24 protein-coding genes and 1 tRNA gene are annotated in these 22366 nt (G+C 56.3%); 18 read left to right on the forward strand and 7 right to left on the reverse strand.

The window, feature by feature from the left end:
* Nucleotides 1-82: 82 nt before the first annotated feature.
* Nucleotides 83-262 carry a hypothetical protein gene (locus tag RT657_RS08615; protein ID WP_313653798.1) on the forward strand — a complete coding sequence of 60 codons (180 nt, stop codon included), beginning with the start codon at nt 83-85 and terminating at the stop codon, nt 260-262.
* Nucleotides 263-308: 46 nt separating this feature from the next.
* Here RT657_RS08615 and RT657_RS08620 read toward each other — a convergent pair whose 3' ends face one another.
* The 5 genes from RT657_RS08620 to RT657_RS08640 all read right to left on the reverse strand — a co-directional run bounded on the left by RT657_RS08620 (nt 309) and on the right by RT657_RS08640 (nt 4308).
* Nucleotides 309-521: a helix-turn-helix transcriptional regulator gene (locus RT657_RS08620; RefSeq protein ID WP_313653800.1), complete on the reverse strand. Its 213-nt coding sequence runs from the start codon at nt 519-521 to the stop codon at nt 309-311.
* Between the two features lie 103 nt (nt 522-624).
* Nucleotides 625-1506: a hypothetical protein gene (locus RT657_RS08625; RefSeq protein WP_313653802.1), complete on the reverse strand. Its 882-nt coding sequence runs from the start codon at nt 1504-1506 to the stop codon at nt 625-627.
* 21 nt (nt 1507-1527) lie between these two features.
* Nucleotides 1528-2805, reverse strand: a complete 1278-nt coding sequence (locus RT657_RS08630) for an integrase arm-type DNA-binding domain-containing protein (protein ID WP_313653804.1) — start codon at nt 2803-2805, stop codon at nt 1528-1530.
* A gap of 188 nt (nt 2806-2993) precedes the next feature.
* Nucleotides 2994-3065 (reverse strand) — tRNA-Arg (locus RT657_RS08635).
* 307 nt (nt 3066-3372) lie between these two features.
* Nucleotides 3373-4308 (reverse strand): formate/nitrite transporter family protein, encoded by a 936-nt coding sequence (locus RT657_RS08640; protein ID WP_313653805.1) that lies wholly within the window; start codon nt 4306-4308, stop codon nt 3373-3375.
* 243 nt (nt 4309-4551) lie between these two features.
* On the opposite strand from RT657_RS08640, the gene ccmA reads away from it, so the two are divergent.
* From ccmA to mlaA, 10 genes are all read left to right on the forward strand, one after another.
* A complete protein-coding gene (ccmA, locus tag RT657_RS08645) occupies nt 4552-5166 on the forward strand; it encodes a cytochrome c biogenesis heme-transporting ATPase CcmA (protein ID WP_313653807.1) in 615 nt (204 codons plus the stop codon).
* Nucleotides 5166-5825 carry a heme exporter protein CcmB gene (gene ccmB / locus RT657_RS08650; protein ID WP_313653808.1) on the forward strand — a complete coding sequence of 220 codons (660 nt, stop codon included), beginning with the start codon at nt 5166-5168 and terminating at the stop codon, nt 5823-5825. Before ccmA ends, ccmB begins: the two co-directional genes overlap by 1 nt.
* A 67-nt stretch (nt 5826-5892) precedes the next feature.
* On the forward strand, nt 5893-6633 hold the full coding sequence (locus tag RT657_RS08655; protein ID WP_313653811.1) for a heme ABC transporter permease: 741 nt from the start codon (nt 5893-5895) through the stop codon (nt 6631-6633).
* Entirely contained in the window at nt 6630-6863 is a 234-nt protein-coding gene (ccmD, locus tag RT657_RS08660; RefSeq protein WP_313653814.1) for a heme exporter protein CcmD, read from the forward strand. The genes RT657_RS08655 and ccmD overlap by 4 nt, the downstream gene beginning before the upstream one ends.
* On the forward strand, nt 6860-7345 hold the full coding sequence (gene ccmE, locus RT657_RS08665) for a cytochrome c maturation protein CcmE (RefSeq protein ID WP_313653817.1): 486 nt from the start codon (nt 6860-6862) through the stop codon (nt 7343-7345). Before ccmD ends, ccmE begins: the two co-directional genes overlap by 4 nt.
* A complete protein-coding gene (locus tag RT657_RS08670; RefSeq protein WP_313653819.1) occupies nt 7342-9300 on the forward strand; it encodes a heme lyase CcmF/NrfE family subunit in 1959 nt (652 codons plus the stop codon). The genes ccmE and RT657_RS08670 overlap by 4 nt, the downstream gene beginning before the upstream one ends.
* Complete coding sequence (locus RT657_RS08675) at nt 9297-9854, forward strand: DsbE family thiol:disulfide interchange protein (RefSeq protein WP_313653821.1); 558 nt, start codon at nt 9297-9299, stop codon at nt 9852-9854. Before RT657_RS08670 ends, RT657_RS08675 begins: the two co-directional genes overlap by 4 nt.
* Nucleotides 9851-10306: a cytochrome c-type biogenesis protein gene (locus RT657_RS08680; RefSeq protein WP_313653823.1), complete on the forward strand. Its 456-nt coding sequence runs from the start codon at nt 9851-9853 to the stop codon at nt 10304-10306. Before RT657_RS08675 ends, RT657_RS08680 begins: the two co-directional genes overlap by 4 nt.
* On the forward strand, nt 10303-11514 hold the full coding sequence (gene ccmI, locus RT657_RS08685; RefSeq protein WP_313653825.1) for a c-type cytochrome biogenesis protein CcmI: 1212 nt from the start codon (nt 10303-10305) through the stop codon (nt 11512-11514). The genes RT657_RS08680 and ccmI overlap by 4 nt, the downstream gene beginning before the upstream one ends.
* A 150-nt stretch (nt 11515-11664) precedes the next feature.
* On the forward strand, nt 11665-12429 hold the full coding sequence (mlaA, locus tag RT657_RS08690; protein WP_313653827.1) for a phospholipid-binding lipoprotein MlaA: 765 nt from the start codon (nt 11665-11667) through the stop codon (nt 12427-12429).
* Between the two features lie 92 nt (nt 12430-12521).
* Here mlaA and fadL read toward each other — a convergent pair whose 3' ends face one another.
* Complete coding sequence (gene fadL / locus RT657_RS08695) at nt 12522-13805, reverse strand: long-chain fatty acid transporter FadL (RefSeq protein ID WP_313653830.1); 1284 nt, start codon at nt 13803-13805, stop codon at nt 12522-12524.
* A 358-nt stretch (nt 13806-14163) separates the two neighbouring features.
* On the opposite strand from fadL, the gene RT657_RS08700 reads away from it, so the two are divergent.
* From RT657_RS08700 to sixA, 4 genes are all read left to right on the forward strand, one after another.
* Nucleotides 14164-14460, forward strand: coding sequence for a YfcZ/YiiS family protein (locus RT657_RS08700; RefSeq protein WP_313653831.1), 297 nt, complete (start codon nt 14164-14166; stop codon nt 14458-14460).
* A gap of 158 nt (nt 14461-14618) precedes the next feature.
* Complete coding sequence (gene fadI, locus RT657_RS08705) at nt 14619-15929, forward strand: acetyl-CoA C-acyltransferase FadI (protein ID WP_313653833.1); 1311 nt, start codon at nt 14619-14621, stop codon at nt 15927-15929.
* Nucleotides 15929-18025, forward strand: coding sequence for a fatty acid oxidation complex subunit alpha FadJ (gene fadJ, locus RT657_RS08710; protein ID WP_313653834.1), 2097 nt, complete (start codon nt 15929-15931; stop codon nt 18023-18025). The genes fadI and fadJ overlap by 1 nt, the downstream gene beginning before the upstream one ends.
* 224 nt (nt 18026-18249) lie before the next feature.
* Entirely contained in the window at nt 18250-18732 is a 483-nt protein-coding gene (gene sixA, locus RT657_RS08715; protein WP_313653836.1) for a phosphohistidine phosphatase SixA, read from the forward strand.
* Nucleotides 18733-18763: 31 nt separating this feature from the next.
* Here the strand turns inward: sixA and smrB are convergent, their stop codons facing one another.
* Complete coding sequence (gene smrB / locus RT657_RS08720) at nt 18764-19312, reverse strand: endonuclease SmrB (RefSeq protein ID WP_128085456.1); 549 nt, start codon at nt 19310-19312, stop codon at nt 18764-18766.
* A 159-nt stretch (nt 19313-19471) separates the two neighbouring features.
* Between smrB and prmB the strand changes: the two genes are divergently transcribed.
* Genes prmB through mepA form a run of 3 tightly spaced genes read left to right on the forward strand, consistent with a single transcriptional unit; the run spans nt 19472 to nt 22364 of the window.
* The gene (gene prmB, locus RT657_RS08725) at nt 19472-20404 is read left to right on the forward strand and encodes a 50S ribosomal protein L3 N(5)-glutamine methyltransferase (protein ID WP_313653840.1); all 933 of its coding nucleotides are present in this window, start codon (nt 19472-19474) and stop codon (nt 20402-20404) included.
* A 45-nt stretch (nt 20405-20449) separates the two neighbouring features.
* Nucleotides 20450-21535, forward strand: coding sequence for a chorismate synthase (gene aroC / locus RT657_RS08730; RefSeq protein ID WP_313653842.1), 1086 nt, complete (start codon nt 20450-20452; stop codon nt 21533-21535).
* A 4-nt stretch (nt 21536-21539) separates the two neighbouring features.
* On the forward strand, nt 21540-22364 hold the full coding sequence (mepA, locus tag RT657_RS08735; protein ID WP_313653844.1) for a penicillin-insensitive murein endopeptidase: 825 nt from the start codon (nt 21540-21542) through the stop codon (nt 22362-22364).
* Nucleotides 22365-22366: the final 2 nt, after the last annotated feature.

Consider the following 22366-nt stretch of genomic DNA (forward strand, 5'->3'; position numbering starts at 1 on the left):
AACACTCCGGGGCGTTGCTATTTTTTTTCTATGTGTGTAATGTGTAATTACACACAAACACATTACAACGGGTGTAATTAGCGTGTCAACACACAAAAGCGAAAGACGTGGCAATCCACCATTCCAGTTCCGACTAGATCCTGAATTACGCGAACTCATGGAGCAGGCACAGCAGCAAGATGGTGATGAATCGCTCGCAGCGTGGATCAAGCGCATTCTGCGTAAGGAGCTACAAAATCGAGGATTGGAAACAAGCAATTGATTAACTAAAGGGGAAATTTTTTCTCCCCTTTTTCTCGTTTTCATCATTAAATCTCTCTCATTCTCGGAGATTGATCTTTGACCCATTGCCTGATTTCTTGAGCATCGTAAACAGATACTCTTGTTGAAATGCGTGTAGATTTGGGAAATGAAGGGTTGTTTTTCTCCCATCGCCAGAGAGTAACCGTGCTGATTTGTAGAAAATCAGCAGTTGCGCGTGGGCGGGCATGTCCGTTAATAGGATAAGTTTTTAATGTCATGTAAGTATCTGCCGTATAATGTAATAAACACGGCAGATACTATTCTTGAATAAAAGACTTGAGTAGGTAGCGTAATCAACTTTACCCGTAGAATGCTTTAACTCTACCCCTTTCTTTTTGAACCAGCATGATTAACAGCCAGCCTTAATTTTCTTAAAATTTCTTGCTCGTTTGTAATGAATATTGGTGGTAATTCGCTTAGATGATTTAATATTGAGTTTGTCCATTTTTCAGGGCTTATTTCTTTCCTTGAGCCGCGACACTCTTCGGGATATCTTGATAAAATATATATTGCGGAGTTTAACAATCCTTCTCTGTTTCTGGCATGATGTTCAGCTGTATTATTGATAGATTTTGATATTTTTGTTTTTGAAGACATATTTCCCGTCAATATTCCGGGTAAAGGTCGTCCAGTTTTTACTGATTTCCAGATCAGTTCCAAGTCTCTTCTCATAATTACTAGTTCTTCAAAAGGAATTTCAATGTCAATTTTCCCTTTGTATCTAGCAGTAGCACTAACAATATCATCTCGTATTTTCACTGGCTTAAAAGTGGCCCCGTATTCGGTTTCGATAAAGAATCCATCTTTAACTTCAGGTAATACATAATCGGCATACCAGATACCACATGCAAATCCATCAATATGATATCCATTTTCAAAATGAACAATCGCGTTGTCATCAAATCCATAAAGTATGGTGGATGATTCCATTTCTAGATTTCTGTTTGTTAGTGCTGGGTGCAATAAGTCAGAATCATTTTTTTTATCAGCCTTATCGAAATCAACAGTGAATTCAACATCGATTCCGTCCAGCTTCAAACCAACATTGAATGCACCTATTTCATATAAATGAATTAGATCATCAACCTCGCATCCTAGGAGTCTACCAGCCCTCTCAAACGAACAGTATTCCAAGGGGGGTATTTTTTTTTCGATCCACAAGCTTCCTAAAAAGGTGCTTTCAGTATCTGTTAATGATTGCATAATTGCCTCTGTTTTATAGGGTTATTTTTTAAGGATGCTGACATCTGGCAAATTATAAGGAGGATGATATTCATCTTTGTTTATATCTAAATAGTTCGACCACCATTGCATCATTCGACGTCGTTCCTGCATGTGCTGTGCCAAATGAACATAAGCTGCGCGCACCTCGTTTCGTTCCTGATGACTCATCTGTCTTTCAACAGCATCACGTGACCATAATCCTGATTCAGTTAGGGCAGAGCATGCCATGGCACGGAAGCCGTGTAGGCATACATCAGATTGCGTATCGTAACCCATCGTGCGTAGAGCCTTATTTACGGTGTTCTCGCTCATTGGTTTGTAAGGATTACTGTCACCAGGAAATATAAGTAAATATTCCCCGCTAATCTTTCGAATGTTTTCAAGTACCTCAATTACCTGAGTAGAAAGTGGTACGCAATGTGCTGCGCCCATCTTTGCACCCCGCTCTGAATATTTAACCCCTATTATCTCTTCCCGTTGTCCGGGTATTGTCCAAACCCCTTTTTCAATGTCTATTTCATCCCACCGGGCATGACGCAACTCACTAGACCGCACAAACGTATGCAGCGATAAAAACACTGCCAGCCGTGTCAAAGGCCTACCAGTATAATTTTCAGCTTTTGCCATTAATTCTGGTAAGCGTTCGAGCGGTAGAGCAGGGCGATGTCGTGCTTTAGGTGTAGTGACTGCGCCTTTTAAATCTTGGGCCGGATTGTAATCAACAATGCCTCGCTGTACGGCATAACGGAAAATACTTGCCATAGTGGTTTTTACACGCCCCGTGGTTGTACCAATGCCCACTCTTGTCATTTCAATTAACAATGGCAGCAAGTCACGAGTTTTGAGTGCAACGATGGGTTTTGAACCGATGGCCGGAAACAGATGATTTTCCATTTCACGCAGTATTTTTTGGCGGGTAATTTCTTTCCACTCAGGGTGTCCTATGGAACCTTGATGCCACTCCCGGGCTATAGCCTCAAACGTTGGGGATTTCTCCTCATTAGCAACTGCATTCTTTGCGATCCTTGGGTCTTTATCATCAGCGAGCATTTGCCTAGCTTCATCGCGGCGTTTACGAGCAATTGAAAGCGGTACATCTGGATAAACCCCTAACGCCAAAGTCGCCTGCTTACCATTGAAACGATAATTCATTCTCCAAGCTTTAGTCCCGTTCTTTTTGACTAACAGGTAAAGGCTCCCGCCATCTGTAAGTTTGTAATCAGTTTCTTTAGGCTTGGCGTTTTCAATCTTTTTGGGTGAAAGCTGGTTCAAAGCCATTTCACTAGTCTCATTGCTAAAGTTGATGGTATCGGCATATCGAACCGACGAATACCATCAACGATACCATCACAGAGATGTAATGTCATGAAGGTAACTGAAACCACTATCATGATGCTAAGCTCTGATTTTTCTGGTTTTAAGAGTTTTTTTGGAAGGTTATGAAACATGGTGAAATGAAAGGATATTGTCCCCTGCAGGAATCGAACCTGCAACTAGCCCTTAGGAGGGGCTCGTTATATCCATTTAACTAAGAGGACCGCGGCGTGGAGTATAACGCAAACAGGCCAGCAGATTCACTACATCGCTGTGCGTTTGCTCATTCCGCCAGCAATCCGGCAGTTTGCCTGAGCATGACCAGCCCGGCGGGGCAGAAACCATCGTATCAGGGATAGCGGTGAGTTGTGGGTTGCGGAGGCGGGAAATAACGGCAGAAAGAGGGGCGCGCTGCCAGAGCGGGGTCGGGTTTTACCGCGCTGTTAAAACCCTGTAGCAGCCTGACAGCCTGGTTGCCGTATCATCTGAAAGGCAGACAGGCCTGCTAAAGTGGCGCTGTCTGCCTGATCGTTATTCTGCCTTCTCCTTCTCTTCACTCTGACGGCGCTTCTCCTGTTTACGCTTCTCCGCCTTGGCTTTCGCCACGGCGGCTTCACTCATGTCATTACGGATCTGTGCGTGACTGATCAGAGCAAAAATCAGCGTGCCGCCGGTGATGTTGCCAAGCAGGGTCGGCAGTGCAAACGGCCAGAGGAACTCCTGCCAGCTTATGCTGCCACTGAACACCAGATAGAGCATTTCCACCGATCCCACGACGATATGTGCCAGATCGCCCAGCGCAACCAGCCAGGTCATCATCACAATCACGAGCAGTTTTGCCCCGCCCGCAGATGGAAACATCCAGACCATGGTGGCGATAATCCAGCCGGAGATCACCGCATTGGCAAACATCTCGCCGGGCGTATTCTCCATCACTTTCATACTGATCTCTGTAAACGCCTGACGGGTTGCCTCATCAAATATCGGCATCTCGTTGAATGCCAGCGCACCCAGTGCCGTGCCAATCAGGTTACCGAGCAGAACAATTCCCCACAAACGTAACAGCAGCCCGACATTACCCCAGGTTGGCTTGTGCATCACCGGTAATACGGCCGTCACGGTATTTTCAGTAAAGAGCTGCTGGCGGGCCATGATGACGATGACAAAACCAAAGGTATAGCCGAGATTTTCCAGCAAGAATGCACCCGGTACGCCGTCAAGATGAACCTTAAATATGCCTTTCGCCATCAGTGACGCGCTCATAGAAAGGCCCGCAGCAACCGCGGACCAGAGCAGCGCCATGCCATCGCGCTCCAGCTCTTTTTCCCCATCCTGGCGGATCTCCTCATGGATCGCTGCGGCACGGGAGGGAAGTGCCTCCTCATCGACTTCGATGTCAGTCCCCTGTTCTTTCTCTTCACTGTCTACGTCGTTAGGACCCTGTTCATTACCTGATGAAGGCTTCATATTTTCTCCTGGTGATAATGCTGTCGCGTAATAAGCGTAGCCCTTTTTTATCTGCCGATAATGTTACGGTTAATGCGAATAAGCGTAACAACCTTTTTCGGAACTGCATTTTTATTCAGACACAGAGCGATACCGCACGAATAAGCCGCTGAGAGTAAAACTGAGCGTTGGCTCACACTTCGGCCCACAGCAACATTGTGGTAATATCCCGGCCACTTTTTAGCTGGTGCGATTCCCCCCCTGATGTTGGAAATCATTACGCTCACTTGTGCTTATGACGAACGTTCGCTGTTCCGGCGGCTCTCATTCCGCGTTTCCGCAGGTGACATTGTGCAGATTGAAGGCCCTAACGGCGCAGGCAAGACGTCGCTGTTGCGTCTGCTGGCGGGTCTGAGCCGTCCGGAAGAGGGTGAAATACGCTGGCAGCAGCAGCCAATTCTGCGGCAGCGTGAAAACTGGCATCAGTCGATGCTCTACCTGGGGCATCATCCGGGTATCAAAGGCGTACTCACGCCGCTGGAAAATCTGCGCTTCTTTCATCCCGACTGCAGTGATGCGCAGATCTTTGCGGCGCTTGAGGCAGTCGATCTCACGGGAGAAGAAGAGGTAACGGTCAGCCGATTATCGGCGGGGCAGCAGCGTCGTGTGGCGCTGGCGCGACTCTGGCTCAGCCAGGCGCGCATCTGGATCCTCGACGAGCCACTCACCGCCATCGACAAAGCGGGTGTTGAAAAATTAATGGTGAAATTTTCCCGCCATGCCGATAACGGGGGCGCAGTGATCCTGACTACCCATCAGGATCTGCCCGCGGCGGCGCGGGTGCGTAAAATCCGTCTCGGCGATGAGGAGGCTGACTGATGCTGTTTCGCCTGATCCAGCGTGAGCTACGTATCGCCTTTCGCGGCGGGGCGGATGTGATTAATCCGCTCTGGTTTTTCCTGATTGTGATTACGCTGTTTCCGCTGGGTATCGGACCCGATCCACAGCAGCTGGCGCGCATCGCACCAGGCGTTGCCTGGGTGGCTGCCTTGCTGGCGTCGCTGCTGGCGCTGGAGCGGCTGTTTCGTGACGACTTCAGCGACGGATCACTGGAGCAACTGGCGCTGACGCCCACGCCGCTGCCGGTCATCGTCATCGGCAAAGTGGTCGCGCACTGGCTGGTGACCGGCGTACCGCTGATCGTCCTGTCGCCGCTGGCCGCGCTGCTGCTGTCGCTGGACATGAACGGCTGGTGGGCGATGGCGTTAACGCTGCTGCTTGGCACACCGACGCTCAGTTTTCTTGGGGCGATTGGGGTGGGGCTGACCGTAGGCTTACGGCGCGGCGGCGTGTTGCTCAGCCTGCTTGTGCTGCCGCTGGCTATTCCGGTTCTGATCTTCGCCAGTGCGGCGATGGAGGCGGCCAGTCAGGGATTACCAATCGGCGGCTATCTGGCGATCCTCGGCGCGATGCTGCTGGGCAGCGCCACGCTCTCGCCGTTCGCCACGGCGGCGGCGTTACGCATTACTTTGCAATAACCGGGGTTGCACTCACGCGCATAAAAGACGCGGCAACTCCCTTTTTTCGTTAATGTGAGCACTTGATATGTGGAAAGCGTTACATCAGCTGGGCAGGCCGGAACGGCTCTATCAGTTGTCGGGGCGACTGGTGCCCTGGTTCGCCATTTCAGGGCTGGCGGCGTTGCTGCTGGGCTGGATCTGGGGATTTGGGTTTGCACCCGCTGACTATCAGCAGGGTGACAGTTTTCGCATCATGTACATTCATGTGCCTGCCGCGATGTGGTCGATGGGTATTTATGCTTCCATGGCCATCGCTGCGTTTATCGGGCTGGTGTGGCAGCTGAAAATGGCCGATCTGGTTTCTGCTGCGATGGCACCGGTGGGCGCGATCTTTACCTTTATTGCGCTGGTCACGGGGGCCGCCTGGGGCAAGCCAATGTGGGGCACCTGGTGGATCTGGGATGCACGCCTGACCTCGGAGCTGGTGCTGCTGTTCCTCTATATGGGCGTAATTGCGCTTTATCACGCGTTCGACGATCGCCGTACCGCAGGCCGGGCCGCGGGCGTCCTGATTCTGGTTGGCGTGGTGAATCTGCCCATCATTCACTTCTCGGTGCAGTGGTGGAATACCCTGCACCAGGGGTCGTCGGGCATTCTCCAGCAGGCGATTGCGCCAGTCATGCGCACGCCGCTGCGCTGGGCCATCATCGGTTATCTGCTGCTGTTTGTGACGCTGACGCTGATGCGGCTGCGCAACCTGATTCTGTTAACAGAACGTCATCGTCCCTGGGCGCTGGCGGTCGCGAAAGGGGGAGAGCAGGGATGACGCCAGCCTTTTCCTCCTGGCACGCCTTCTTTGCGATGGGAGGCTACGCCTTCTACGTCTGGCTGGCGGTCGCCTTTACGCTGCTTCCGCTAATCGGTCTGACGCTGCACACGCTGCTGCTGCGCCGCCGCCTGCTGGCTGAGATCCGCCAGCGCGAGGCGCGTGAACGTCGTATCCGCGCAGCTAAATCTAAAAAAACTGCTGCTGAAGCGACAGGAGAGACACTGTGAATATCCGTCGACGCAACCGCCTTTATGCGGCGGTGGCCGTTCTGCTCGGCCTCAGCCTGGCCACTGCGCTGGTCATGTATGCGCTGCGCTCAAACATCGATCTCTTTTATACACCGGGTGAAATTCTTTACGGCAAAGGCGAGGCGCATGAGAAGCCCGAGGCGGGCCAGCGACTTCGCGTGGGCGGCATGGTCATGCCGGGCAGCGTCCGGCGCGATCCGGAAACACTGGCCGTCTCCTTTAAACTTTACGACGCTCGCGGTGTCGTCAGTGTCAGTTTCGAGGGCATCCTGCCGGATCTGTTCCGGGAAGGGCAGGGCGTGGTGGCGCAGGGCGTGCTTACGGCGGGCAACCGGATTGTCGCCAAAGAAGTGCTGGCGAAACATGATGAGAAATATACGCCGCCGGAGATCGAAGACGCGATGAAGAGCAATCCGGGTGGCCCACAGTCGCCTTACTCCGCAGGACGTAAATCATCATGATGCCAGAGATTGGAACCTTTCTGCTCTGCCTGGCGCTGAGCCTTGCCCTGCTGCTGAGCAGCTATCCGCTGTGGGGCGCCGTGCGTCAGGACGCCCGCCTGATGGCGATGGCGCGACCGCTGGCCGCTGGCCTGTTTGTCTGCATCGCGGCGGCGTTTGCGCTGCTGGTCTGGGCCTTTATCCGCAACGATTTTACCGTTGCCTACGTCGTCACCAATTCCAACAGTCTGCTGCCGGTCTATTATCGCATTGCTGCCACCTGGGGCGCGCATGAGGGCTCACTGCTGCTCTGGGTGCTGCTGCTCAGCACCTGGACACTGGCGGTGGCGCTCTTCAGTCGCGGGATGCCGCAGGATGCGCTGGCGCGGGTGCTGGCGGTGATGGGGATGATCAATCTCGGCTTCCTGCTGTTTATCCTGCTGACCTCCAATCCATTTGGCCGCACGCTGCCCGACTTTCCTGTAGATGGTCATGACCTGAACCCGATGCTGCAGGATATTGGCCTGATCTTTCATCCACCGCTGCTTTACATGGGCTACGTCGGTTTTTCCGTGGCGTTCGCCTTTGCCATCGCCTCGCTGATGGCCGGACGGCTGGACACCGCCTGGGCGCGCTGGTCGCGTCCCTGGACAACGGCGGCCTGGGTCTTTCTGACCATCGGAATCGTGCTCGGCTCCGCCTGGGCCTATTATGAGCTGGGCTGGGGCGGCTGGTGGTTCTGGGACCCGGTGGAAAACGCCTCCTTTATGCCGTGGCTGGCGGGAACGGCCCTGATACACTCGCTGGCCGTCACTGAAAAGCGCGGGACCTTCAAGGCCTGGACCGTGCTGCTGGCCATCACCGCGTTTTCACTCAGCCTGCTGGGCACCTTCCTCGTGCGTTCCGGCGTGCTGGTGTCGGTGCACTCCTTTGCCTCCGATCCGGCACGCGGCATGTTTATCCTCGCGTTCCTGGTAATCGTGATCGGCAGTTCGTTGCTGCTCTACGCCATCAAAGGCGGGCAGGTTCGTGGTCGGGTACAGAATGAAACCTGGTCGCGTGAATCGTTCCTGCTGGGGAATAACGTGCTGCTGATTGCCGCCATGCTGGTAGTGCTGCTCGGCACGCTGCTGCCGCTGGTGCATAAACAGCTGGGTCTGGGCAGCATCTCGGTGGGCGAGCCGTTCTTCAATACCCTGTTCAGCTGGCTGATGGCCCCCTTTGCACTGCTGATGGGCATCGGCCCGCTGGTGCGCTGGCGGCGCGATGAGCCGCAGAAGCTGGCAAAACGCCTGGCGCTGGCGCTGGTCGTGACCCTGGCCTGTTCCGTCATTATTCCATGGTGGCTGCAGGATCGCATCGCGGCGATGAGCGTGGTGGGTCTGCTGATGTCTCTCTGGATTATCATCCTGACGCTGCTCGAACTGCATGAGCGCGCCACGCATCGCCATCGTTTCTTTGCCGGTTTACGACACCTGTCGCGCAGTCACTGGGGAATGGTGCTGGGGCATCTGGGCGTGGGCGTCACGGTCATCGGCATCGCGTTCAGCACCCAATACAGCGTGGAACGCGATGTACGCATGAAAGCGGGTGACAGCATTGATATCCACCACTATCACTTTGTCTTCCGCGGCGTGCAGAATCTGCAGGGCCCTAACTACAGCGGCGGCATGGGCATCATTGATGTCACCCGCGACGGCAAACCGGAAGCGACACTGCAGGCAGAAAAACGCTATTACACGGCTGCCCGCACCATGATGACCGAAGCAGCAATCGATGGCGGCTTCAGCCGCGATCTCTATGCGGCGCTGGGTGAAGAGCTGGATGACGGCGGCTGGGCCGTGCGCATCTATTACAAACCCTTTGTGCGCTGGATCTGGGCCGGTGGCGTACTGATGGCGCTGGGCGGCCTGTTCTGCCTGTTTGACCCCCGTTATCGTTCGCGCAAGAAAGCCGGACGTGAGGAGCGGACGTGAATAAAAAAATTCTGTTTATTCCCCTGATGCTGTTTCTGCTATTGGCAGCGGCGCTGCTGTGGCAGCTGACACGCAACGCGGAGGGCGACGATCCCACCCGTCTCGAATCTGCCCTGATTGGCAAGCCGGTGCCGCTGTTCCGGCTGGAAGCACTGGATCAGCCGGGCCAGACCTACGACCAGCGCGTGCTGACGGATGGTAAACCGATCCTGCTGAACGTCTGGGCAACCTGGTGTCCGACCTGCCGCGCCGAACATCACTACCTGAACAGCCTGGCGGAGCAGGGGATTCGGGTCGTGGGGCTGAACTATAAAGACGACCGTCAGAAAGCGGTGAACTGGCTGAATACGCTGGGGAATCCCTATGCGCTGAGTCTTTATGATGGTAACGGCATGCTGGGGCTGGATCTCGGCGTGTATGGTGCGCCGGAGACTTTTCTGATCGACGGCAAAGGCATTATCCGTTATCGCCATGCGGGCGATCTCAATGCGCGCGTCTGGGCGCAGGAAGTGAAACCGCTGTGGGAAAAATACAGTGCGGAGGCGGGATCATGAGATCGCTGATGCTGATCTGCGGCCTGCTGTTCAGCTTTTCACTGTGGGCCGCCATCGACACGTTGCAGTTTGACTCGGTGGCGCAGGAGGAGCAGTACCGCGATCTGACCGCCTCGCTGCGTTGTCCGAAGTGCCAGAACAACAGTATCGCCGATTCGAATGCCATGATTGCCGCTGATATGCGCCTGAAAGTTTATCAGCTGATGAAGCAGGGCCAGAGTCGCCAGCAGATCATCGACTATATGGTGGCGCGTTACGGCAATTTCGTCAGCTATTCGCCGCCGGTTACGCCCTCAACGCTGATTCTGTGGGTGGGGCCTGCGCTGTTTGTCCTGCTGGGCGGCACGGTCATCATCCTGCGTAGCCGTCAGCGTAAAACCCGCAGTGAGCTGAGCGAAGATGAACAACAGCGTCTTAATGCGCTACTGAAATCCGACAGGAAACCGTCATGAGTGCATTCTGGATCACCCTTTTTCTGTTACTGCTGGCGGCCTGTTTGCTGTTTCTGGCCGCAGGCTGGCGGCAGCGTCAGGCCAGCACGGGCGATCGCGACCGTCTTAACCAGCGTTTCTACCATCAGCGGGTCGAAGAGCTGGCGCAGGATGAAGCTCAGGGCGTCGTCGCTGAGCGACCGCTAATGGAGCGGGAACTGCAGCAGACGCTGCTGGCCGATATTCCACTGGCAGAAGCGCAGCCGTCACACCGCAGCAGCCGCTGGATTCTGCTGCCAGGCGTGATGGTGCTGGTTGCGGTCTCGCTGGGCACTTATCTGAAAACCGGCGGTTTGGCCCAATTCACCGGCTGGATGCAGGTCCGACAGGCGTATCCTGAACTGCGGGCCCGGCTGATGGATCCCGGCGCTAAACCGCTGAGTATGGAGGAGCTGGCGCGTTTACAGCTCGGATTGCGTACCGCGCTGCAGAAAGAACCGGATAATCTGGCCGACTGGACGATGCTGGGACGGCTCGGCATGGTGCTCAATAATGCGGAGATCGCCAGCCAGGCATTCGAGCGTGCGCTGCAGCTCGCGCCCAACGATCTGGCGCTGAAGCAGGATTATGCGGAGGTGCTGACGCGATCTGCCGATCCGCAGGATAACCGTCAGGCGACACTGCTGCTGCAATCGCTGCTTAAAGCGGATCCGCAGAATCTGCGGACGCTGAGCCTGCTGGCGTTTAACGCCTATGGACAGCAACAGTACGATCAGGCCATCGGTGCCTGGCAGACTCTGCTGGGGCTGCTGCCCGCGGATGATTCGCGCCATACCATGATTGCCCGCAGTATCGAAAAGGCCCGGAGTGCTGCCGGGCAGCAGAGTCGTCAGCTGGCGCTGACGGTGACGCTGACGCCACAGGCAGAAAAAATGTTACCGCAGGACGGAGTATTGTATATTTCGGTTTCTGACGGGGTTTCATCGGTGCCGGTGGCGGTTAAACGTCTGCCGCTCAGCCACTTCCCGCTGACGCTGACGCTGGATGACAGCAACGCCATGATACCGGATCGGCTGCTGTCGGCGCAGCATCAGGTGGCAGTCCGGGTGCGGATCTCCCGCGACGGCAGCGCCACTCCTCAGCCAGGCGACTGGCAGGGCCAGAGCGCGGTCACGCCCTGGGACGGGCAGCAGCCGATAACGGTAGAGATTAATCAGCAGACCCCCTGATGACGCTCAGCGACAACATCAACAAAGATTCGTGCCATTGCCTGCTGCCTCTGGCACAAAGTCAGCTATGCTCATCGGGTAAGCCGCTTCGATACCCGGCTTTAACCTGCAAGATGGGCAGTTCTTTTTCATCCGCACAGGGAGATTGGAATGAATTATCGCCTGACCAGCCTGGCAGTGGCCAGCGTTCTTCTGGTGGGTTGTGCCAGTTCAAAGCCAGCGAATAGTGATCCTGCCGAGCGCAGCGACCCGTTCGAAAGCTTTAACCGCACGATGTTTAACTTTAACTACAACGTGCTGGACCCCTATCTGTTGCGTCCGGTGGCGGTGGCCTGGCGTGATTACGTACCGGTGCCGGCACGTACTGGCCTGAGTAACTTCCTGGGCAACCTGGAGGAGCCAGCCAGCATGGTTAACGCCATTCTGGTGGGAGATGGACGGGATGCGGGCATTCACTTTACCCGTTTCTTTCTGAACAGCGTGCTGGGCCTGGGCGGTTTCATCGACGTGGCCGGTAAAGCGAACCCGGCGCTGGCGCGTGAAGAGCCGCACCGTTTCGGTACCACACTCGGACACTACGGCGTCGGCTATGGCCCTTACGTTGAACTGCCTGCTTACGGCAGCTTCACGGTCCGTCAGGATGGCGGCGACTATGTGGATACGCTTTATCCGATTCTCGGCTGGCTCACCTGGCCGATGTCAATCGGCAAATGGACGCTTGAAGGGATCGAGACCCGCGCGCAGCTGCTGGACTCCGATGGCATCCTGAAACAGCAGCGCGATCCTTACGCCTTTATCCGTAACGCCTATTTTCAGCGTCACAACTTCCTGGCGCGTGGCGGCAAGTTGAAACCGGAAGAGAATCCAAACGCAGCTGCGATTCAGGATGATCTGAAGGATATCGACGCGCCGTAACGGCAGGGCGCCAGGCGCTCAGAGCCGGTAAGCGATCCGCAGCCATAAAAAAAGGGCGACTCATCAGAGTCGCCCTTTTTGCCAGCGGTCTGTCAGAACTTGTAGTTAAAGTTCGCGCCGTAAAGCCAGGCCTTGCCTTCTGAGTTAAAGGTATAAGGGCCTTCTTTGACGGTGACTTTCTGTCCATGCATATAAGAGATGCCTAAATCCACCGAGGCATCATCGTTAAAGGCATAGGAGGTCCCGGCGCTCAGCCACAGGCGATCCTGGTCCGGAATAGAGATTGAACGCTTATCGGCCGGAACCGGACTGTCATCAAACGCAATACCGGTACGGAACGTCCAGTTTTTGTCGTAAGAGTAGGTGGTGCCCAGTGCAATGCGGTAGGCGTCGTGGAAACTTTCATCTTTATAGAACAGCGTCTGGCCATTCGAGCCGGTCGCTTTCAGCTCCTGGAACTGACTCCAGCTGGTGTAGGCCATGCTGTAGTGCACCGCCCACTGCGGAGCCACTTTATGCCAGCCTGACACTTCCCACATCTCTGGCAGATTCAGGGTTAACGCGCCCGGAACGGTCGTGCCGCTGGTGCCATAAGGGATACCGGTCACGCTCGGATTGTTGACCGCATTCAGACGCGATGAGAGGTTGCTCTTATAATCACCGTCGAAATCGACTTTCACTTCTGAACGGTAGGTAAAGCCGAAGCGGTTATTTTCATCCACTTCATACAGGACACCGGCGTTCCAGCCGTAGCCCCACTCGTCACCTTTCAGGTGGGCTACCTGGGTATCCGCCGGTACGCCCAGTCTGGCGCCGGATTCACCCGCATAGCGCTCAATTTTAGCTTTCGCGTAGACTGCATCAAAACCGACGCCCACGCTGAAATGCTCATTTAACCGATAGGCGGTGCTCAGGTTGAAGTTGCCGGTGACCAGGTCGGTCTTACCGCCATAGCCGCCTGCGGTGTAACCGTTATTAAACTCTGTTGCTAAGCCGTAGTTAGAGGTGGCTGATGCCCCGATCCACCACTGATCGTTAATAGGCTGAACATAATGAATATTCGGCACCCACTGATTCGGGGCAATATTATTCGCATCCAGGCTGCGTCCGCTGGGACTGCGACCACTGATATCCACATCCGGCGCAATATAAACTGCACCGATAGAAAACTCAGGGCGATCCATTAACGCCATGGTTGCCGGGTTACGACTGGCAGATGCTGCCGTATCACCCATTGCCCCTTCGCCTGAATATGCGCGACCTAAACCAATCGAAGAGAACTCATTTAACTGAAATCCAGCTGCGTAAACGTGTGAAGAGACAAGCGCCACTGCAGCCGCCACGGCTGACTTTGCAAACAGGTTTTTATGGTTCATGACCACAACCTCACGTGAATTATTATTTAACGCTATAACGTCGCGTAACATAGGACGGCGGATTGTAGGGACTGACGTAAAGCGCACATATCAGACCAGTGCGGAGAGTATAGGTCCGACCTGTGTACAGGTTGCAATATTGTTTTTAAAATATTTCAGGTTTGATCGTTTAAAATTCGATCTGCATAACAAAACTGCCCTGAATCTCTACAGCATACCGATTCCAGTTTGTTCTGGATCAATTTTTATTGTGATATTCGTCACTTAGCATCCGGCGCGTGGCACATCCTCAGGCAGGCGGGTAAGATTTTGGTCAGAAAATCGCTTCACCACCCGTTTACAGGCCTGGAGAATGAAAATGAGTGATGCCATGAAAAAATGCAGTGCGAATGAAACCGCCGCCTGCTGTTGTGTCGATGTGGGTACGGTAATGGATAACACGGACTGCACTGCCAGCTGGTCAGAGTGGTTCGCCGACCGCGCTGAAGCGGAGGTAAAATTAGCACAGCTGACCCAGCGAGCCCGGGCGGCAGAGTCAGAGCCCTGTGTGATTGAGTCCCGCTTCAGCGACGTCAATCAGGGCGTACAGCTTGATATCGATTTTACCTTCAGCTGCCAGGCGGAAACCCTGATTTTTCAGCTTGGCTTGCGTTAATCCGTCCGACGCCGCGCCCGTGCGGCGTTTTTCATTTTCGTGTTTCTCTTCGCACTTTTTCCTTTCCGGTATTGGCGGCTCACCCGCTTGTGGTTAACACTGATCAGGTCAGACCTCTTCAGGCAATGATGCCATAGTCCCAGCCACAGGTGAGAACAATGAGTAAAGCGCAGCCGCTGCTGACGCGCGATGGTGAACGCATCGCAATAACCCACGGGTTACGTACCCCTTTCCTGCGTCAGGCCACCGGCTTTCATGGCATCCCCGCCGTTGAGCTGGGACGCATGTTAATCAGCGAATTAATGGCGCGCAGTGAGCTACCACCGGCAGTCATCGAACAACTGGTCTTTGGCCAGGTGGTTCAGATGCCGGAAGCACCCAATATTGCGCGCGAGATTGTCCTGAGCAGCGGGCTCGGTGTACAGACAGATGCCTACAGCGTCAGCCGCGCCTGTGCCACCAGTTTTCAGGCGGTCGCCAACGTGGCGGAGAGCCTGATGGCGGGCACCATTTCAGCGGGCATCGCTGGTGGCGCGGACTCCTCTTCGGTGCTGCCGATTGGTGTCACCAAAACCCTGGCGCGTGCGCTGGTGGATCTCAACAAAGCCCGCAGCCTCGGACAAAAACTGCAAATCCTGCGCCGCCTGCGCCCGCGCGACCTGCTGCCGGTTCCGCCTGCGGTGGCAGAGTACTCAACGGGTCTGCGGATGGGTGATACAGCAGAGCAGATGGCGAAGAGTCACGGCATTACGCGTGAAGCCCAGGATGCGCTGGCGCTGCGTTCTCATCAGCGTGCCGCCAGAGCCTGGCAGTCAGGCGTTCTGCAGCAGGAGGTGATGGCAGCCTTCGTGCCGCCGTGGAAAAGCGCCATCGATCAGGACAACAATGTGCGTATGAACGCGAAGGCAGAAGATTACGCCCGTCTGCGTCCGGCGTTTGACCGTCAGCACGGCAGCGTCACCGCCGCCAACAGCACGCCGCTGACCGATGGCGCGGCGGCGGTGGTTCTGATGCGTGAAGGCCGCGCCCGGGAGCTGGGTATCAGCCCGCTGGGCTATCTGCGCAGCTACGCCTTTACGGCAATCGATGTGCAGCAGGATATGCTGCTGGGCCCCGCCTATAGCTCACCGCTGGCGCTGGATCGGGCCGGGGTCACGCTGAACGACCTGACCCTGATTGATATGCACGAAGCCTTTGCGGCCCAGACGCTGAGTAACCTGCAACTGTTCCGCGATGAGCGTTTTGCCCGTGATGTCCTGAATCGTCCGCATGCGCTGGGCGACGTAAATGAAGAGCGCTTCAACGTGCTGGGCGGCTCGATCGCCTATGGTCATCCGTTTGCCGCGACAGGCGCGCGCATGATCACGCAGACACTGAATGAACTCCGGCGACGCGGTGGCGGGCTGGGGCTGGTCACGGCCTGCGCGGCGGGCGGCCTGGGTGCGGCAATGGTTCTGGAGGCCGAATAATGGAGCAGAAAGCGTTTCATCTGACGATGCGCGGGGATCATGTCGGCATCATTACTATCGATGTTCCCGGCGAAAAAATGAACACCCTGAAAGCGGAATTTGCCGCAGAGATAACGGCCATCATTGCGGAAGCACGGCGCGATCCGCAGCTGGCAGGCCTGGTACTGATCTCCGGTAAAGCGGACAACTTTATTGCTGGGGCAGATATCAGCATGATTGATCGCTGCCAGAGCGCGCAGGAAGCCGAGGCGCTGGCAAAGCAGGGCCAGGAGGTGATGGCCGCGCTGGATGCGCTGCCGTTTCCGGTGGTCGCGGCGATTCACGGTGCCTGTCTCGGTGGCGGGCTTGAACTGGCGCTGGCGTGCGACGCGCGTATCTGCTCGCTGGATGATAAAACCCGGATCGGGCTGCCGGAAGTTCAGCTCGGCCTGCTGCCGGGGTCGGGCGGCACCCAGCGATTGCCGCGACTAATCGGCGTCCGCCAGGCGCTGCCGCTGATCCTGACCGGCAAAAGCGTGCGGGCGAAACAGGCACGTAAGCTGGGGATTGTGGACGACGCCGTTCCCCGATCGATTCTGCTGGAAACCGCCATCGCCAGGGTAAAGAAAGGCAAGGTCAGCGGACGAACACTGCCGCTGCGCGATCGTCTGCTGCAGGGACCGGCCGGTCGTCAGGCGCTGTTTACGCTGGCGGCCCGCCAGACGGCTGCGAAAACCCAGGGTAACTATCCGGCCGCACAACGCATTATCGACGTGGTGCGCACCGGGCTGGCGCAGGGCAGCCGGGCCGGACACGACGCGGAAGCACGCGCCTTTGGTGAGCTGGCAATGACGCCTGAATCGGCGGCACTGCGCGGGATTTTCTTTGCGACAACGGCCATGAAGAAGGAGCGGGGCGGGGAGGCCGAACCCGCCAGCGTCAGCCGCGTCGCGGTTCTCGGCGGTGGCCTGATGGGCGGCGGCATTGCAAGCGTGACGGCGATACATGCCGGCTTGCCGGTGCGCATTAAAGATATCAGTCTGGAAGGGGTCAACCACGCGCTGAAAACCAGCTGGGAACTGCTGAGCAAAAAGGTCCGGCGTCGTCAGCTTACCCCGGCACAGCGGCAGCAGCAGATGGCCCGCATCACCGGCAGCATCGATTATCAGGGCTTTTCCCGGCGCGATGTGGTGATCGAAGCCGTCTTTGAGGATCTGGCGCTGAAGCAGCAGATGGTCCGCGACGTGGAGGCACACTGTCAGCCCCATACGCTGTTTGCCTCCAATACCTCTTCACTGTCCATTGCGGAAATCGCCGCTGGCGCGCAGCGTCCGGAGAATGTGATCGGGCTGCACTACTTCAGTCCGGTAGAGAAGATGCCGCTGGTAGAGGTGATCCCTCATCTGAATACCTCCACCGCGACGCTGGTAACTACGGTGGCACTGGCGCGCAGCCAGGGCAAAACGCCGATCGTGGTGGCGGATAAGCCTGGGTTCTACGTTAATCGTATTCTGACGCCTTACATCAATGAAGCAATGCATTGTCTGCTGGAAGGGGAGCCGATTGACCATATTGATCGCGCGCTGGTGAAAGCCGGTTTTCCGGTGGGCCCGCTGCAGCTGCTGGATGAGGTGGGCATCGACGTCGGCAGTAAAATCAGTCCCATTCTGGCGCAGGCTTATGGCGAACGCTTTGCCGCGCCTGCCGCGTTTGCTGCGGTGCTGAAGGATGGGCGTAAAGGCCGCAAAAACCGCAAAGGCTTTTATCGTTATGATCAGCCCCGCTGGCAGCGCAAAAAAACCGATGCCTCACTCTATGCGCTGCTGAAGGTGACGCCGCAGGCCCGGCAGAGCGAAGCAGAGATTGCGGAACGCTGCATGATGATGATGCTCAACGAGGCGGCCCGCTGTCTTGATGAACAGGTGATTGGCAGTGCCCGCGATGGGGATATTGGTGCGGTGTTCGGCATCGGTTTTCCGCCTTTCCTGGGCGGCCCGTTCCACTACATTGATCGGCTGGGGGCGGCAGACGTCGTCAACAGGTTAACCCGGCTTACGCAGCGTTATGGCGAGCGTTTTACACCCTGTGACGCGCTGATTGAGGCGGCCAGAAAATAGACGAAATTTTACATTTCGTAAGACAGTGGAATAACCAACCCAATTCAGCGGGTTAGAAATGCGCCCTCATAGTGTGCGGCGCAGCATGATTCTGAGAAGTGCTTATTTAATAAACAACCGGTTGACTATACTGAAGTCATTAGGGTAAAACACAGCGTTCACTCGCAGAGTGAAGAGTCAGGCGCGACGCGCCGGGCGATATCGACAAACAACAGCGGTGCTTTATGCAAGTTTTTATCATGCGTCACGGCGATGCGGCTCTGGAAGCAGCCAGTGATTCAGTCAGGCCTTTAACCTTATGTGGCTGTGATGAATCCCGTCAGATGGCACACTGGCTCAACAGCCAGACGCCGGAAATTGAGCGTGTCCTGGTGAGTCCCTATTTACGCGCGCAGCAAACGCTCGCTACCGTGCGTGAAGCTTTCTCCCTGCCTGAAAATCAGGATGTTCTGCCGGAGTTGACACCGGGCGGCGATCCGGAGCAGGTCGGATGCTATCTGCAGATGCTGGCGAACGAAGGCGTGAAATCGGCTCTGGTGATCTCACACCTGCCGCTGGTCGGCTATTTAGTCTCTGAGCTCTGCCCGCAGGAAGCGCCGCCGATGTTTGCCACGTCTGCAATCGCCTGCGTAGAGTTCGATCCTGCAGAGCACGGCGGTAAACTGCTCTGGCAGGTCAGTCCGAAAAAGCTGGCAAAAGCCATCTGATCACGCTGGGCCGACCCCATCGGCCCTGTCCTTAAGGGAGTTCTGGCGGTTGCCACTCCTCAATCTCAATCAGCACCAGCAGCGCGGCGTCGCCACCGAAGAGTTTCGGTGCCTGATGAAAGGCCATGACCCACGGATGCTGAGCCAGCCACAGCGGCGTCTGCTGCTTCAGAATATGTTTTCCATGACCGGTCATGACGCTGGCGCAGAACAGATGTTCACGGCGGCAGGCGGCGATCAGTGCGCCCAGTTCCTGTTTAGCCTGCTGCTGAGTCAGGCCGTGCAGGTCGAGGAATATCTCCGGCGTGTAGTCGCCACGACGCAGTTTTTTCAGCTCAAAGTGGCTGACATCAGCGCGCACGTAGCGGGTTGCGCCTTCGGTCGACAGTAGCGGCTGAAACTCATCCGAGAAGTAGTGGCTGTTGTCCGCCTGCTCAGAAAGCAGACGTTTTATCGGCACCTGGCGCGTTTTTACGGGCGCTTTGTGGACAAATGTGTCCTGTTTCAACTGACGCGTGCCAGTCATTAACTGGCGAAACAGCGCCTGATCATCCGGGCTTAAGGGCGTTTTTTTACTCATCGCAGGTCAGTCATATCAGAAAAGGCTGTCATACAGCAGAGCCGATACCTTACCGTTAAGCAGGATTAATTGTCAGCTTTTTCACCTCCCTGCGCTGAATTCTCTGCGGCTTCATGGCACACTACTGGCCGATTTAGCAAAAGGCCTGCGGAGGGCTACGTGGACAAAATTTTCGTCGATGAGGCAGTGAATGAACTGCACACTATTCAGGACATGCTGCGCTGGGCGGTCAGCCGCTTTTCCGCTGCCGGAATCTGGTACGGGCATGGCACAGATAATCCCTGGGACGAAGCCGTTCAACTGGTCCTGCCGTCACTCTGGCTGCCGCTGGACATTCCGGAAGATATGCGCAGTGCGCGTCTGACCGCCAGCGAGCGTCTCTTAATCGTCGAGCGCGTGATCCGTCGCGTAAACGAACGCATTCCTGTCGCCTATCTCACTAACAAAGCCTGGTTCTGTGGCCACGAATTCTTTGTGGATGAGCGCGTGCTGGTACCGCGTTCACCGATAGGCGAACTGATCGAGAACCGCTTTGCCGGTCTGGTCAGCGCGCCGCCACGTCATATTCTGGATATGTGTACCGGCAGCGGCTGTATCGCGATTGCCTGCGCCTACGCCTTCCCGGAAGCGGAAGTCGATGCGGTCGATATCTCTACCGGTGCGCTGGCGGTGGCCGAGCAGAACATTGAAGATCATGGTCTCATTCACCAGGTGACGCCAATCCGCGCTGACCTGTTCCGCGAACTGCCACCGCTGAAATACGATCTGATTGTCACCAATCCGCCTTATGTGGATGCGGAAGATATGGACGATCTGCCCAATGAATATCGCCACGAGCCGGAGCTGGGTCTGGCCGCGGGCAGCGACGGCCTGAAGCTGGTGCGCCGCATTCTGGCCTGCGCGCCTGACTATCTCAGCGAGCAGGGCGTGCTGGTCTGCGAAGTCGGTAACAGCATGGTGCACATGATCGAGCAGTATCCTGATGTGCCGTTCACCTGGCTGGAATTTGACAATGGCGGAGATGGTGTCTTTACACTGACGCGCCAGCAGATTGTCGACGCACAACACCATTTCTCTTTTTACAAAGACTAAAAGTGGGGCGAAGTCTCGCCCGCCGAACTCTGACAAGGAAACAGCATGGCCGGAAACAGCATCGGGCAATTTTTTCGAGTAACCACCTTTGGCGAATCCCACGGTCTGGCGCTGGGCTGTATCGTTGATGGCGTGCCGCCAGGCATTCCGCTGACGGAAGCAGATATTCAGCACGATCTCGACCGCCGTCGTCCTGGCACTTCGCGCTATACCACGCAGCGTCGCGAGCCGGATCAGGTGAAAATTTTGTCGGGTGTTTTTGAAGGGGTCACCACCGGTACCTCTGTTGGTCTGCTGATTGAGAATACCGACCAGCGTTCGCAGGATTACGGTGCTATTAAAGATCTCTTCCGTCCGGGCCATGCTGATTACACCTACGAGCAGAAATATGGTCAGCGCGACTATCGGGGCGGCGGCCGCTCGTCGGCGCGCGAAACCGCCATGCGCGTGGCGGCCGGCGCGATCGCTAAAAAGTATCTGCAGATGAAGCATGGTGTGGTGGTACGCGGTTATCTGGCACAGATCGGTGACGTCGCCTGCGAGCTGAAGGACTGGAGCATCGTCGAACAGAACCCGTTTTTCTGCCCGGATGCCGACAAGCTGGATGCGCTGGATGAACTGATGCGTGGCCTGAAAAAAGAGGGCGATTCCATTGGCGCGAAAGTGACGGTCATGGCGGATAACGTGCCGCCAGGCCTCGGTGAGCCGGTCTTTGATCGGCTGGATGCCGATCTGGCGCATGCACTGATGAGCATTAACGCGGTAAAAGGCGTTGAAATCGGTGATGGCTTTGCCGTGGTGAATCAGCGTGGCAGCCAGCATCGCGACGAAATCCGCCACAATGGTTTCCAGAGCAACCATGCGGGCGGCATTCTGGGCGGCATCAGCAGCGGCCAGACCATCAGCGCCAACCTGGCGATGAAACCGACCTCCAGCATCACCGTACCGGGCAAAACCATTACCCGCGACGGCGAAGAGGTGGAGATGATCACTAAAGGCCGCCACGATCCCTGCGTCGGGATCCGCGCCGTGCCGATCGCTGAGGCGATGATGGCGATCGTCCTGATGGATCATCTGCTGCGCCAGCGGGCGCAGAACGGTGACGTCAACAGCACCGTGCCACGCTGGTGATGGAATGAAGAGACTTCTGCTTATCCTGAGTGCGCTGCTGGTCAGCGCCTCCAGCCTGGCGGCGACGCCGTGGCAGCGTATTCAGCAGCCCATCAGTGGCGCACCGCAGTCCATCGGGGGCTTCGCCAATGGCTGTATTATCGGCGCCGAGGCGCTGCCGCTGAATTCACCGGATTATCAGGTGATGCGTCAGGATCAGCGTCGCTACTTCGGTCATCCCGATCTGATCCAGTTTATTCAGCGACTCAGTAACCAGGTGCATAACCTGCAGCTGGGCAATGTGCTGATCGGCGATATGGGAATGGCAGCAGGCGGCCGCTTCAGCAGCGGTCATGCCAGTCACCAGACCGGACTCGACGTTGACATCTGGCTGCAGCTGCCGAAAACCCGCTGGAGTGCGCAGCAGCTGCTGAAGCCACAGCCGCTGGATCTGGTGGGGCCGGGAGACCGCAATGTGATTGCCCGTCACTGGCAGCCCGAAATCGACAGCCTGATCAAACTGGCGGCGAAAGATGACGACGTCACACGTATCTTCGTCAATCCGGCGATTAAAAAGCAGCTATGTGCCGATGCGGGAAGCGACCGGGCGTGGCTGCGGAAAGTGCGTCCATGGTTCGCTCACCGTGCCCACATGCATGTGCGGCTGCGCTGCCCGGCGGGCAGCCCCGGCTGTGAAGAGCAGCCTGAACCGCCTGTGGGTGACGGCTGTGGCGCCGAGCTGCAAAGCTGGTTCCTGCCGAAGCAGCCGGGTTCAGGCGCACCGGTGAAACGCGAGCCGCCACCGCTTCCGCCTGCCTGTCAGGCCCTGCTGGATAAACATCTACTGTAAGG

The sequence above is a fragment of the Pantoea sp. genome, from assembly GCF_032114055.1.
In the GTDB taxonomy this organism is placed as follows: Bacteria; Pseudomonadota; Gammaproteobacteria; order Enterobacterales; family Enterobacteriaceae; genus Pantoea.

Coding starts and splice junctions, on each gene's coding strand:
- RT657_RS08620 (WP_313653800.1), bottom strand. CDS start 521: ATGACATTAAAAACTTATCCTATTAACGGACATGCCCGCCCACGCGCA.
- RT657_RS08625 (WP_313653802.1), bottom strand. CDS start 1,506: ATGCAATCATTAACAGATACTGAAAGCACCTTTTTAGGAAGCTTGTGG.
- RT657_RS08630 (WP_313653804.1), bottom strand. CDS start 2,805: ATGGCTTTGAACCAGCTTTCACCCAAAAAGATTGAAAACGCCAAGCCT.
- RT657_RS08640 (WP_313653805.1), bottom strand. CDS start 4,308: ATGAAGCCTTCATCAGGTAATGAACAGGGTCCTAACGACGTAGACAGT.
- ccmA (WP_313653807.1), top strand. CDS start 4,552: ATGTTGGAAATCATTACGCTCACTTGTGCTTATGACGAACGTTCGCTG.
- ccmB (WP_313653808.1), top strand. CDS start 5,166: ATGCTGTTTCGCCTGATCCAGCGTGAGCTACGTATCGCCTTTCGCGGC.
- RT657_RS08655 (WP_313653811.1), top strand. CDS start 5,893: ATGTGGAAAGCGTTACATCAGCTGGGCAGGCCGGAACGGCTCTATCAG.
- ccmD (WP_313653814.1), top strand. CDS start 6,630: ATGACGCCAGCCTTTTCCTCCTGGCACGCCTTCTTTGCGATGGGAGGC.
- RT657_RS08670 (WP_313653819.1), top strand. CDS start 7,342: ATGATGCCAGAGATTGGAACCTTTCTGCTCTGCCTGGCGCTGAGCCTT.
- RT657_RS08680 (WP_313653823.1), top strand. CDS start 9,851: ATGAGATCGCTGATGCTGATCTGCGGCCTGCTGTTCAGCTTTTCACTG.
- ccmI (WP_313653825.1), top strand. CDS start 10,303: ATGAGTGCATTCTGGATCACCCTTTTTCTGTTACTGCTGGCGGCCTGT.
- mlaA (WP_313653827.1), top strand. CDS start 11,665: ATGAATTATCGCCTGACCAGCCTGGCAGTGGCCAGCGTTCTTCTGGTG.
- fadL (WP_313653830.1), bottom strand. CDS start 13,805: ATGAACCATAAAAACCTGTTTGCAAAGTCAGCCGTGGCGGCTGCAGTG.
- RT657_RS08700 (WP_313653831.1), top strand. CDS start 14,164: ATGAGTGATGCCATGAAAAAATGCAGTGCGAATGAAACCGCCGCCTGC.
- fadI (WP_313653833.1), top strand. CDS start 14,619: ATGAGTAAAGCGCAGCCGCTGCTGACGCGCGATGGTGAACGCATCGCA.
- fadJ (WP_313653834.1), top strand. CDS start 15,929: ATGGAGCAGAAAGCGTTTCATCTGACGATGCGCGGGGATCATGTCGGC.
- sixA (WP_313653836.1), top strand. CDS start 18,250: ATGCAAGTTTTTATCATGCGTCACGGCGATGCGGCTCTGGAAGCAGCC.
- smrB (WP_128085456.1), bottom strand. CDS start 19,312: ATGAGTAAAAAAACGCCCTTAAGCCCGGATGATCAGGCGCTGTTTCGC.
- aroC (WP_313653842.1), top strand. CDS start 20,450: ATGGCCGGAAACAGCATCGGGCAATTTTTTCGAGTAACCACCTTTGGC.
- mepA (WP_313653844.1), top strand. CDS start 21,540: ATGAAGAGACTTCTGCTTATCCTGAGTGCGCTGCTGGTCAGCGCCTCC.